This window comes from Psychrobacter sp. WY6, assembly GCF_018448495.1.
Lineage (GTDB): Bacteria > Pseudomonadota > Gammaproteobacteria > Pseudomonadales > Moraxellaceae > Psychrobacter.
The window spans coordinates 3,077,396-3,090,395 of record NZ_CP049902.1; the positions used below are offsets into that span (position 1 = coordinate 3,077,396).

Below are 13,000 nucleotides of genomic sequence, written 5' to 3' on the forward strand. Positions count from 1 at the left end.
AAAAAAAACGCTTATCGTGAACTGACCCCCAAATGTTGGACGGTTTAGTTTATAACAAGGACTGAGTTCTGTATTGCACAGGACTCAGTCCTTTTAATTTAAGTTGAATACGCTCATGATTATAATAATGTATATACTCATGAATCTGTTGTTCTAACTGCTCAATAGTCTTCGGTTTCTCAATATAAATCGTCTCGCACTTCAGCGTACCGAAGAACCCCTCTATCAGTGCATTATCTAAGCAGTTGCCTTTTCTGCTCATACTTTGCTTAATTCCATGCTGTTTAAGCGTCGTGCTAAACGGTTTCATTTGATAATGCCACCCTTGATCTGAATGCAGCATTAATCTCTTACCACGGCACGCCTTTGTCTTATCTAAAGCACTAGCTAGCATCTTACCAACTAAGTCATAAGTGGGTCTCTTTGAGAGCGTATAGCTGATGATCTCATTGTTATAACAATCGAGTATGGGTGATAAATACAGCTTATGATCACCCACCTTAAACTCAGTAATATCGGTGAGCCAGCGTGTGTTCGGTTTATCTGCAGTAAACTGGCGCTTTAAATAGTTCTTTGCAATCTTACCTTGTTGTCCTTTATAAGAGCGGTACTTCTGACGTCTTATCTTGGCGCTAAGCTTCATGTTACGCATCAGCTTAGCGATGAGCTTGTGGTTGTAATGACTACCTAACTGCTTTAGAGCCTCAGTGATTCTGCGATAGCCATACCTGCCTTTGTGCTGATGATACAGCTTAGCAATACGCTGTTTTAATTCAGTGTATTTGTCATCACGCTCAAGTCTTGCTCTATGATAGTAAAAGACACTTTTGGGCATACCAGCGGCTTTAAGTAAGTCAGATAAACAGCAGCGCTCTCTTAGTCCTTCGATGAGCCTTGCTTTTTCAAAGCTTGTTTCTTCTTCTGTTTGAGCAAGGCATCTAGCTTTTTTAGGTAGGCGTTCTCCGCACGTAGATACTCATTCTCACGCTTAAGCTCTGCTAAGCTCTTTCATCATCTGGCTTGTCTGTGATAAATGGTTTGCTCATGGCGGTTCTACCTTTAGGTTTAGATACGAGTCCAGACATACCCTGTAGTCGATAAGCTTTGTGCCAATGACTAATGAGCGCCGGTGAGCTGATGTTAAACTTCAGTGCCACCTCAGATTGACTTAAATCTTCTTTAAGCATGGTCGTAATCACGTGATGTTTAAACTCACTGCTGTATTTGGCCTTACTTGTCTTGGCTTAATGGCATTTATGCCACCGCTTTGGTATTGCTTAACCCATTTGAGTACAAACTCTGGATTGACGTTAAACTTCTTAGCGGTGGCGTGACTACTATGGCCTTGCCGATAGTATGCGATGACTTGCATCTTAAAGTCTAGATCGTAACGCATAAAAATACCCCATAAGTTGTGTCCAACTTATGGGGTTCAGTTCATCGGCATGATGCTGATAAGCGTTTTTTATTTGAAACGTGCTTATAAATAAGGTTAAATAAGATTTAAGCAAAAACCTTAATAAGCGTACGTGTTAAAAAATATTGACCAAAATAATATAACTGATTGCAGACATTGCCGCTGCTGCAGGAAGAGTAATGATCCATGCCAAACCGATAGGTTTCATCAACGCCCAATTGGTGTCTCTATTGACGATACCGATACCCAGTACTGCACCGACCAAGGTATGCGTGCTTGATACGGGCAGACCCATGGTTGACGCGCCCATTACCACTGCAGCCGCAGCCAATTCAGCTGAAAAACCAGAAGCGGGATGCATTTTTGCCAAGTTGGTACCAACCGTTTGAATAACTTCTTTACCAATGAACCAAAGACCAACGATAAGCGCAACACCAAAAGTCAGCATAACCGCAGGTGGTACAGCGGCTTCAGTCGCAATGCTATTGGTACGGATAACATCCATAATAGCGGCAAAAGGACCGACTGCATTGGCAATATCGTTTGAGCCGTGGCTAAAGGCAAAAGCAGAGGCGGTAAAGACTTGCATCCAGCTAAACATAATAAACGTCGCTTTGGTCAAATCCTCTTTATGTTTACCGCGGATACTCTTGGTATAGATAAAGGTCGCAAGCCACACCAGCGCCGCGATCATACCCATGATTAAAAAGCCTTGCAGCGTCGTCATGCCATTATTGACATTCTTTAAACCCTTAAAGATGACCAAAGAGGCCATGACCGCGCCGCCTGCTGCCGCAATGATAGGAACCCATTGCTTCAACGCTTTTAGCGTATCAAGGTTGCTGCGTTCATTTTCAATTTCATAAAGCTGTTTATAGTAGTCAGTCTCTAAATCTTCAACATCGCAATCATCATCTTTATAGATTTCTTGATCACGTAACATCGCTGACGTATAGGCCAGCTGTTCTGATTCTGTTAAACCGTCCAAAAATTCTTTGTGGTTTTGTTTTAAGGTTTTTTTGTCGCCTTTCAAAGTCGCAATGTGCGCCTCTGTTCTATCATTATATTCAATGATGTTTTTCTTAATCTGTCCATATAATACATAGGACAAAACGCCGCCCAATAGCGGTGATAATACCCAAGAAATCGCGATGGTGCCAATCGTACTCCAATTCACCGTTGATAATGCCATTTCAGTACCACCTAACGTGATACCTAATACAACAGAGCTACCAACAACGCCGCCAATAATGGCGTGCGTGGTCGAAACGGGCAGACCTTTTTTAGTGGCAAATAACAGCCAAAATGCGGCAGCGATGAGCGCTGACAGCATGACATAAATGAATTGGTTGGGCGTTACCGAAAGGCCATCTAAATCGACAATGCCGCTTCGAATGGTATCGGTGACTTCACCACCTGCCAGTACGGCTCCGGATACTTCAAATATCGCTGCGATACCCAGTGCCTGCGGGATAGTCAACGTCCCTGCACCTACTGAGGTACCAAAGGAGTTGGCGACATCGTTACCACCAATATTGAATGCCATAAAGACACCAAAAGCAGTGGCCACAATAAATAGCGTCGTCTGTTGACGCATCGTGTAATCTAGACCCCACCACAAAAAGTAGGCGGTCATCGCAATCAGTAAAATGGCAAAAAGATTTATTCTCATAGAACCGACTGATTTGGCTGGCTCTGTAGAACTGTTGCTAATACCCATACGTTGATACGTCCTGCGTAAGCTGATTGAAATTATAGGCGGTTGATGACATTGCGCGGCTATTAATAATGCTCGTGATAACTTCTGACATTAATATAACGTATATGAAACGCGCAATATGCTTGCTAAAAACGGTTTTCTTACTGCTATCTTGGTGCTCTACCCTAACGCTTATCTTTTATTTACTCGTATTTTATTTTACGTAAAGGCAGTAAATAAGGTAAAACACATCACTCAATATGTCACAAAGCCGCAAGGAATATTGCCAAATCGTCTGATTACAGCAGCTTGCGGCTTAGATATGTCGTAGTAATAATTTTGGTTCTAATAACTGCTATTGTAAGAACCTTTGCCAAATTTATTAACCAGAGTGATTAAAATGTCTGTGTCAAAGGGTAAAACACTCTACTCACTCAGTGAGTTTCGTGCACAGCAGGAGCTATTACGCGCCTATTATATTAAATATAAGCGCATAATGCATGATGATATTGCAAGATTTGTAACTGCCAGCATATGTGTTAGAAAACATCCTGCTGTAACGCAGCATTATACTCTCTTTCCCTGAATTTATTTAACGTTAAATATATAATTATGGCGCTTTGTAACCAGCTACCTAATTGAATGACCAATCGCATATCAGCTGCCACACACCGCTGATAGTTGCTTAATCGCATGATCTAAAACATCCAAACGTGCTTGACGCTTCTCATTGGTCGCGATGACGCACCACGGTGCGTGCTCTGTATCGGTACGTGCCAGCATATCCGCCGCAGACTGCACATAATCCGACCATTTATCACGGTTACGCCAGTCATCATCCGTCAGCTTAAACTGCTTGTGCGGTGTCTTTTGACGTGCCTCAAAACGTTTAAGCTGTTCTTTTTATCGATAGCCAACCAGTATTTGATAACGATTGTCCCCGCCGCGGCTAAATCCGCCTCAAAGCGATTGATTTCATCGTAAGCACGCTGCCATTCTTCATCCGTGGCAAAACCCTCAATGCGCTCAACCAAAACGCGCCCATACCAAGTCCGATCAAAAATGGCAATACGGCTAATACGGTCGGTTTGCTCGTTCGGAAGTTTGGTCCAAAAACGCCATAGATAGGGATGTTGCAGCTCATACAGCATTGGCGCACTGATATTATAAATTTGATACTCGCGTGGGTCGAGAGGCGCAACCAATCTTTTAATCGCGCCACCTTTGCCAGCAGCGTCCATTCCTTCAAAGGCAAAAACGATATGACGCCCTTTGCGCGCACGCAGCAACTGTGCAAGGCGAACTTGTTTTTCTACCAACGCATCACGGTAGTCCGACTTGTCAATCTCTGCCTCATCGATATCTTTTAAACATTTAGGAATTTTTACAGGTTCAAACTTTGCTGATTTGAGTGCTTGCTGAGCTTGCTTCTTAGCCTTTGATTTATCAGAGGTTTGTACTTTATTGATTTTACTACTTATTAGCGCGGTTTGCATCGCTTGTAGCACTTCATGGCAAAAATGGTCAGCCGCATCTGATTTGTCATCACCATCAATGATGATCCAATCATCTTGCTGGCGTAGCAGAACGGTAGCCACTTGATTAAAGGTTTCGATAACTTTTTTACTATTCCAGTCAATTTGGTATAAAAACTGCGGATCGGCTTCATCGTCATTCAGTCGCGCTTGCAACGTTTCGATATCGACATGGAACCAGCATTTAAGCAGTCGGGTTTGATTGGCAGCTAGGTCTTGTTCGAATGCTTGTAGCTTAATAAGCTGCTGCTGTAAATAGGCTTGCCATTGCGCAATCGGCAACGTCTTGTCGTTGTCTGACGTTGCCATACGCATGACGTTATAAAGCAAGTCAGCATACCAGTTGCCAAAATAAACCATCACATCGCCATGACGGGGTAATGCCTTGGTATGTGCTTGCCAAATCGGCTGATACGCTAAGGGACAATCACCAACGGTTGCCTCAACTTTAAGTAGTCGAGGATCTACCCATTGTCGCAATTGCTTGACAGCAGTGCCCTTGCCTGCCTGCTCCATACCATTGACCAATACCAATAACCCTGTTGGTTTATTGAGGGTTGGTGGCGTCTGTTGCCGCGTTGCTCGTAGAGCATATTGGGCCGTGACCAGTGCCAATCTCAGTGCATCTTTGTCCATAGAAAACTGGCTCAGGGGATTGGGAGTTAAGCGCTCACAGACAATTTTCTCACTAAATTGTGCACTTAGCGCTTGTGGTGCGGTGGGTTCAGCCGTCTTATTATTTTTGCTCATAACTGTCATCATCCTATGATTGAAAGCATATTAGCGTCATCATAGCATTGCAGCAATTCGGTAAATAACGCTGCTATGTAACAGTTTGACATTTGTATTCTGCTTTATTTTCTTTTAAGGTGAACACAATCTCAGACACATGCTGTAATCACGCTCTATAAATACAAAAACCAAAAGTATAAAACATGGTTTATCCTGAGCTTTTTTTCGCAACCTTTTAACTCTCTTTACTTTTATGCAGGTTTACTAACCATGGCCTCTTTAGCCGATTTACAACAACATTTGAACCGTTTTTGGGCACTGCCTTATCATGAAGATTTGGCATTAAACGATAAACTTAGCGAGGTGCAAGCTTGGCAACGAGATCGTATTCAAAACTCACAAAGACTTGTTTGAGCAACCTCAAAATCAGTTGATGGCAGATTATTTTTTGACACAATTGTATGGCGGCGATGAGTTTAAATTGTTGGCCAAACAGTTAGAACGCATTGTACCCAAGGCACAAAAAGTCGAGCGTTTTGCGCCAGCAGCGGCTTTAGAAACCGGCAGCATGGCGATACAAGCCGCTATCTTAGCGATAGAGCTGGATTTACATTTAGCAGAATGGCTATTGGCTCAAGATTTAGCCGTTAACGAAGACAACATGCTGAACGCCTATCGTGCGGTCAATGAAGCCGACACCAGACGTATCCAAATCGGTCATTTAAAAGAGGTGTGCTATCGTACCGATAAATATATAAACTCTTTTATGTTGCAAAAAGCCTTTGCCTTGGCTAAAGGCACCGCCTACCGTTACAACTATCAACCCTTATATGAATTTATTAATGCTGGATTTATCGCGATGCGTCCGTTAGACAGTGTCAGTGGTTTCATTGAACCATTTTGTGAGCGTGAGCTTGAGATTATTGACCGTGTTCATGAGACGGATAATGGCGGTAAGCCAATGACGTTTGGTGTATGATAGACGTATCATTTGCTTGGTTAGCTACTATTTTATACCTTGCAAACCAATAATCATAAAAGTGAATAACAGGATAATGCTATGACCGATAACACCCATAATAACAACGCGCATCTCAATCAAAACCTACCATCAATGGTCACCTGCAAGATAAATTGGTCAGAGATAGCATCACCCACAATCAAAACATCACGGCACAAGTGCAAGCACGTCAAAACTATGAAACTAATACCACGCTTAATACGGGTATTGATGCTGGCGTAGAAACAGTAAGAAAAATGACTTTACACAAGTCCAAGACCTACCAACGGGAACGCCACAAGGCCAACAAACCACTATGCCAAACCATACTACCAGTAACAACGCCAATAGCAACACTGTAGATAATGCATCTGCACAAACACAAACCGCCAAACAAACGCTTTTAACCAGCGTGATGACATCAATAATCCGCATACACCTGATGTTGATGGTAATGAAGAAACGCATTTTGGCTACAAGACCGTCAATAAGGCTGAAAAACAAGCGCGCGTGGCGGACGTATTTACCTCAGTCGCCAAAAATATGACATCATGAACGACTTAATGTCCTTCGGTATTCATCGCTTATGGAAGCGTTATGCGATTAGCTTGTCAGGCGTGCGTGCGGGTCAACATGTGCTTGATATCGCTGGTGGTACGGGTGATTTGGCCAAAGTCTTTAGCCGTGAAGTCGGCAGAAACGGTCATGTGGTGTTATCAGATATCAATGCCGCCATGCTCGAAGTCGGTCGTGAACGCTTAATCAATGCTGGCTGCAACAACGTCGATTTTGTACTTGCCAATGCAGAAACACTCGCGCCATTTGATGACAATAGCTTTGACCTAATCACTATTAGCTTTGGTCTGCGTAATGTCACAGACCAAGACGCAGCGCTCAAATCGATGTACCGTGTGCTGAAGCCAGGTGGTCGTTTATTAATTTTAGAATTCTCAAAACCTGTATTTGAGCCATTGTCTAAAGCCTATGATTTATACTCATTTACTGCCTTACCTCTTATGGGCAAGCTGATTGTCAATGATTCTGAGAGTTATCAATACTTGGCCGAATCGATTCGTATGCATCCTGATCAACAGACGCTGAAACAGATGATGCAGCAAGCGGGCTTTGAAAATTGTGATTATCATAACTTGACGGCTGGTATTGTCGCTGTCCATCGCGGCTTTAAAGCGTAAGATTAAGTTAAAAACCATCGTAATAGACATGCCATCACGTAAAGTGGTGGCAACTGACCTTTATAAATGATGCGCTCTTTTAAGGCGCTCAACTGACTATGCGAGAGCCTTATGCTGACTGTTCTACTTTTGGCGGGTGCCGAAAAGCTGATTAACCTTGCTATTGCTAGTGATGAGATTACCAAATCAGGATTGGCACCGCTTGCTGGCAAAGTGTTGCGACTCAATATGGCAATGCCTGAAATTCGTTTGGATATTTTATTCACTCATGAGCGTTTACGTTTTGAGCCGGTGACAACCGAGAGTGTGTTTGAGCAAAGGGGCGCGATGAACGAGCACCAACAAGCCAGTATGGAGCGCGCACGGATTGGTCATAGTCGTCCAGACTGTACCATTACTGTAGATAACCCAGCGCAACTGCTGAATCTGATGCGTGCCGAAGGCAATTTACCTATCGCGGGTGATTATAAGGTGCTCATGCAGCTCAAACAACTGGTCGCAGGTTTCGACCCAGATGTCGCAGGACAGCTTGAGCCATTTATTGGTAAGCCGATGGCCAGTCAGTTACATCTACTTATATCACAGCTAAAAGGTAGCTGGCGTCATAGTGCTAAACGCGCTTTTGACGATGTCAGCGACTGGGCTAATGAGGTGGCAGGTAATAGTGCTCCTGATCCTACCGAGGCAGCAGAAGTAAACGATCTTAAGCAGCAACTGTTAAAGCTGCGGGCTGATGTCGAACGTGAAGAGGCCAAACTTGCTGCTATCAAAGATGAACAGGCACGTTTTCTCAATAACTCATTTCATCAATAAATGTTGTCGTCGATGATCGCTAAATCCTACTATCGACAGCACTTTTTAGAGATAAGTGCAATTTATGGACAAGCACAGTTTATAAATAAGTGCAGTGCCCACCCTATTTTCGACTTTTTTTAGAGTACCCATACCTCATGCTATTATCTCATCGCGCCCGTTTACTTGAGCTTTGGCGTATCGCCGCAACTTATCGCATCGATACTCATCTTTCTATCGAAGACGCGCCACAGCTGCAACCTTTGGCGCGTTTGATTCGCCTACATCCAGCGGCGTGGGGTAAAAAACACCAACCCAATGCGATTAAATATGCGCTTGAAGACATGGGCACACTGTTTTTAAAGCTCGGACAACTGCTGTCAACGCGTCGCGATTTAGTGCCGCCTGAGATTATCGAGCAATTGGTTCAGCTACAAGACAAAGTCAAACCTTTCAATTCTGATGTGGCCATTACCCAAATCCAAGACCCTAAACACGGTCTTGGTCAATCGATTGGCACACTGTTCGCACGCTTTGATGTCAAACCTCTAGCGGCGGCTTCTATTGCCCAAGTACATACTGCTGCGCTGCATGATGGTCGTGAAGTGGTGGTAAAAGTGGTGCGTCCTGATATTCGTACCACCATCATTGCTGATTTTGAGCTACTACGTGAGCTGGCCAATTGGGCATCAGCGCGTATTGAAGCGGCACGTGCCATCCATATCGTCGATATTGTCGAAGACTATCGCCAAGTGATGTTAAACGAGTTGGATTTGACCTTAGAGGCAGACAATACCACTCAGATGCGCAACAACTTCTTGGGTTCCGCATTGATGTATGTACCAGAAGTCTATGATTCTGCCAAAATGTGATGGTCATGGAGCGTATCCAAGGCGTTCCTATCTCGCAAGTTGCAGTGTTTGATAAGCTAGGTTATGACCGAGCAGCACTAGCAGAAAAAGGCTTAACGATATTTTTTACCCAAGTATTCCGCGATAACTTTTTTCATGCTGATATGCATCCGGGCAATGTCTTTGTAGAGACACCACCGGTTAAAACCCTCTCCGCAGATATGGCAGCGATTGATTTGGGTCATGAGCCACGCTATATCGGGCTTGATTGTGCCATCATGGGTACATTATCGAAAGACGATCAGCTCATCGTCGCGCGGATGCTCTTGGCGGTGATGAATAATAACTTTACGGCGATGGTGGATATTGTTAGCCGAGCGGGCTGGATACCACCAAGTACAGACAAGCATGCGCTCATGCGTGATATGAAACGCACTGTCGGTCCAATGCTACAAAAATCCATTAATGATATCGACTTTGCTGGTGTCTTGATGCAGATTTTAGATATCGCGCGCCGCCATCATATGAGTATTCCGCCACAGTTAATGCTGCTACTCAAAACTTTGGTACATGTCGAAGGATTGGGGCGCGACTTGTATCCTGACCTTGATATCTGGTCACTTGCCAAGCCGATTTTAAGCAGTTGGATTAAAGAGCAGCTCGATCCGATGCGTAATTTACAACATTTACGCCAGCAGTTACCAGAGATTTTATTATCGACGACTGATATTCCAAAGCTACTGGATCAAGGCTTACAAAGCCTTGCCTCACAAGGATCACGCCAAGACAGTCAACTGCGAGAAATACAACAAATTCGTGCGGATATGCTTAATGATCGCCGCCGAGATTGGCTAGCACTGTCAGGTTTTGCCATTTTCATCGCCATTGCAACACAGGTTGTTGGCTGGCTCTCGCCTATCTTTTATATATTGGCTATTTTGGTTGTCGTTTGGCGTATTTTAGCCTAACGCTCTGTTATTTTTAAAAAATAAGTATTGGTTAATAGCCATTACTATCTAATTTTTATTCAATAAGCTCTCACTCACTTTCATTGCTTTTAGTGACATTTAAAGTGAGTGAGAGCTTAGTTTTTACATTGCCTCATTTCTCATTGTGTCGTTAAAAAAGACGCCCTGTATAGGAGTCACCCATGTCTACCGCTAAAATATCAATTGCTAAAAAAGACCACAGCGAGGCTATTGCTGCATTACAAACCCGTTTCGGTAAACAACTTACTACCAATATAACGGTACGTGAGCAGCATGGGCATACGATGACGTGGCTTGCCAATCAGCCACCAGATGCCGTCTTGACAGTACAAGATAAGCACGAGGTAGCAGCTGCGGTGGAGATTTGCAATCAGTATCAAATGCCAGTGATTGCATTTGGTATTGGCTCATCCTTAGAAGGTCAATTAAATGCTCCATATGGTGGATTATGCATCGATATGCATGCGATGGATGCAATATTGCAGGTACATAATGAAGATCTGACAGTGACCGTACAACCAGGCGTCACACGTGAGCAGCTCAATCACTACTTACGTGATACTGGACTATTTTTTCCAATAGATCCGGGTGCTAATGCCAGTATCGGCGGTATGGTCGCCACTCGTGCCTCAGGCACCAATGCGGTACGTTATGGCACGATGAAAGATGTGGTACTCGCGCTTGAGATAGTCACCGCTAGTGGAGAGATTGTCCGCACTGGTACCCGTGCCAAAAAATCTGCCGCGGGTTATGACTTGACGAGATTAATGATCGGCTCAGAAGGGACACTTGGTATTGTTACTGAGGTGACGCTTAAACTATTCGGCATCAGCGAGTGTATAGGTAGCGGTATTTGCCATTTCCCAACGATTGAAGATGCCTGTCAGGCAGTAATGCTGACCATTCAAATGTGCTTGCCGATTGCGCGCATTGAGCTACTTGATGCCATGCAAATTAAAGCGTGTAATCAATATGCCAATCTTGATCTGGATGAGACGCCTACGCTATTTGTAGAGTTCCATGGCACAGATGCCAGCGTCTCTGAACAAGCTCAAATGTTTACGGATATTATCGAAGAATTCGGCGGTCGTGACTTCGCTTGGGATACCAATGAAGCCGAGCGCAAGCGTCTGTGGCAAGCACGGCATAACGCTTATCATGCCAGCTCTGCTCTACGTCCTGAAGCCAGCGCCTTATCGACGGATGCTTGTGTGCCCATTTCACGCTTAGCAGAATGTGTCAGTGAGACAGCAAAAGACATCGAAGCGTCAGGTATGATTGGACCTATCGTCGGTCACGTCGGCGATGGTAATTTTCATGTTTTGTTATTGGTCGATACCGATAACCCTGAAGAAGTTGCTACCGCTGACGGCATTATCAGCCGCTTAGCTACCCGCGCTATTGAAATGGATGGCACTTGTACAGGTGAGCATGGCATCGGGCAAGGCAAACAAAATATATGCAGCAAGAGCACGGTAACGCCTTAGTGCTGATGCAAGCGATTAAATCAGCTCTTGACCCTAATAATATCTTAAATCCGGGTAAAATATGGCCTGAACCTTTACCCGCTGTTTAACTGTCGAATGGTGCTTATAAGAGATCAAAGCCTAAAAAATGCCCCTACGTTTAACTAGAGTATTAAACGTAGGGGCATTTTTTAGGCTAATTTCATAACATCTGGTCAATCGCCATCTGGGTCAGTACGCGTCCACGTGCGGTACGCAATACATAGCCTTGCTGAATAAGATATGGCTCAATCACATCCTCAAGCGTACCGCGATCTTCAGCCATTGCTGCTGCTACCGCTTCAACGCCAGCTGGACCGCCATCAAAGCGTTCGTGCAATATCTCAATATAACGTCTGTCCAAATGATCAAGACCACGTCTATCAACTGCCAGCATATCGAGCGCACTGCCAGCAATCGCGCCATTGATACTACCGTCGCCTCTCACTTCAGCATAATCACGTACACGGCGTAATAAACGATTGGCAATCCTTGGCGTACCACGCGCGCGACGAGCAATCTCCACCGCGCCATCTTCACTCATCGGTACACGCATCAAACGGGCGGCACGACTCACAATCGTGGTCAAATCAGCAATATTATAAAATTCGAGCCGCTGCACAATGCCGAAACGATCACGCAGTGGTGAGGTCAATAATCCTGCTCGCGTGGTTGCCGCGACTAAGGTAAACGGCGGTAAATCCAGCTTGATAGAGCGTGCCGCAGGTCCTTCACCAATCATAATATCCAGCTGAAAATCTTCCATGGCGGGGTACAGTATCTCTTCAATAACGGAACTCAATCGATGAATTTCATCGATAAATAGCACATCACCCTCTTCTAGATTGGTCAACATGGCTGCCAAATCACCGGGGCGCTCAAGCACAGGCCCTGAGGTTGAACGTAAATTACCACCCATTTCACGAGCAATAATATTGGCAAGCGTCGTTTTTCCAAGACCAGGCGGACCAAAAATCAAAGTATGATCTAATGCCTCACCCCGACCACGCGCTGCGCCAATAAACACTTCCATCTGCTCACGTACCACTGGCTGACCAATGTATTCAGCCAATAATGCCGGTCGAATATTAGAATCAGGCGCATCGCCTGCCCCTTCGAATGGATTAATCAAACGATCTTGCATCATAGGTTTTATCATTATATTAAATCATTATTTTTAAAGAATAGGTAGTAAATAGCATAACCAAACGCTACGTATAAGTCATGCAAAACATCATAAAGCAGCTACCAAATAAAGCACAGCCTAAAACGAAAATAAGCGACAAT

The 13,000-nt window shown here is 44.3% G+C and carries 9 protein-coding genes and 4 pseudogenes; 7 read left to right on the top strand and 6 right to left on the bottom strand.

Translation table 11 applies throughout. The features are described from left to right. Positions 1-49: 49 nt before the first annotated feature. The 5 genes and pseudogenes from G7Y90_RS15420 to G7Y90_RS15440 form a co-directional block, all read right to left on the bottom strand. Entirely contained in the window at positions 50-889 is an 840-nt protein-coding gene (locus tag G7Y90_RS15420; protein ID WP_250163924.1) for an IS3 family transposase, read from the bottom strand. Positions 890-998: 109 nt separating this feature from the next. Continuing rightward, positions 999-1,187, bottom strand: a complete 189-nt coding sequence (locus tag G7Y90_RS15425) for a helix-turn-helix domain-containing protein (protein WP_250162831.1) — start codon at positions 1,185-1,187, stop codon at positions 999-1,001. Between the two features lie 8 nt (positions 1,188-1,195). Beyond that, a complete protein-coding gene (locus G7Y90_RS15430; protein ID WP_250162832.1) occupies positions 1,196-1,396 on the bottom strand; it encodes a helix-turn-helix domain-containing protein in 201 nt (66 codons plus the stop codon). Between the two features lie 136 nt (positions 1,397-1,532). After that, on the bottom strand, positions 1,533-3,137 hold the full coding sequence (locus tag G7Y90_RS15435; RefSeq protein ID WP_250162833.1) for an inorganic phosphate transporter: 1,605 nt from the start codon (positions 3,135-3,137) through the stop codon (positions 1,533-1,535). 636 nt (positions 3,138-3,773) lie between these two features. Beyond that, positions 3,774-5,401 (bottom strand): annotated as a pseudogene (locus G7Y90_RS15440) (ATPase). A gap of 252 nt (positions 5,402-5,653) precedes the next feature. On the opposite strand from G7Y90_RS15440, the gene G7Y90_RS18660 reads away from it, so the two are divergent. From G7Y90_RS18660 to G7Y90_RS15470, 7 genes and pseudogenes are all read left to right on the top strand, one after another. Then, positions 5,654-5,797, top strand: coding sequence for a hypothetical protein (locus G7Y90_RS18660; RefSeq protein ID WP_349773369.1), 144 nt, complete (start codon positions 5,654-5,656; stop codon positions 5,795-5,797). Positions 5,798-5,831: 34 nt separating this feature from the next. Beyond that, positions 5,832-6,362 carry an FFLEELY motif protein gene (locus G7Y90_RS15445; protein ID WP_349773370.1) on the top strand — a complete coding sequence of 177 codons (531 nt, stop codon included), beginning with the start codon at positions 5,832-5,834 and terminating at the stop codon, positions 6,360-6,362. A 155-nt stretch (positions 6,363-6,517) separates the two neighbouring features. Beyond that, complete coding sequence (locus G7Y90_RS15450; protein ID WP_250162834.1) at positions 6,518-6,745, top strand: hypothetical protein; 228 nt, start codon at positions 6,518-6,520, stop codon at positions 6,743-6,745. Positions 6,746-6,752: 7 nt separating this feature from the next. Beyond that, positions 6,753-7,576 (top strand): annotated as a pseudogene (gene ubiE, locus G7Y90_RS15455) (bifunctional demethylmenaquinone methyltransferase/2-methoxy-6-polyprenyl-1,4-benzoquinol methylase UbiE). A gap of 111 nt (positions 7,577-7,687) precedes the next feature. Beyond that, positions 7,688-8,389: a ubiquinone biosynthesis accessory factor UbiJ gene (locus G7Y90_RS15460; protein ID WP_250162835.1), complete on the top strand. Its 702-nt coding sequence runs from the start codon at positions 7,688-7,690 to the stop codon at positions 8,387-8,389. A gap of 137 nt (positions 8,390-8,526) precedes the next feature. Continuing rightward, a pseudogene (locus G7Y90_RS15465) lies at positions 8,527-10,187 on the top strand (ABC1 kinase family protein). A gap of 182 nt (positions 10,188-10,369) precedes the next feature. Beyond that, positions 10,370-11,784: pseudogene (locus tag G7Y90_RS15470) on the top strand (FAD-binding oxidoreductase). A 92-nt stretch (positions 11,785-11,876) separates the two neighbouring features. On the opposite strand, the gene ruvB reads toward G7Y90_RS15470, so the two are convergent. Continuing rightward, entirely contained in the window at positions 11,877-12,857 is a 981-nt protein-coding gene (gene ruvB, locus G7Y90_RS15475; RefSeq protein WP_045447074.1) for a Holliday junction branch migration DNA helicase RuvB, read from the bottom strand. Positions 12,858-13,000: the final 143 nt, after the last annotated feature.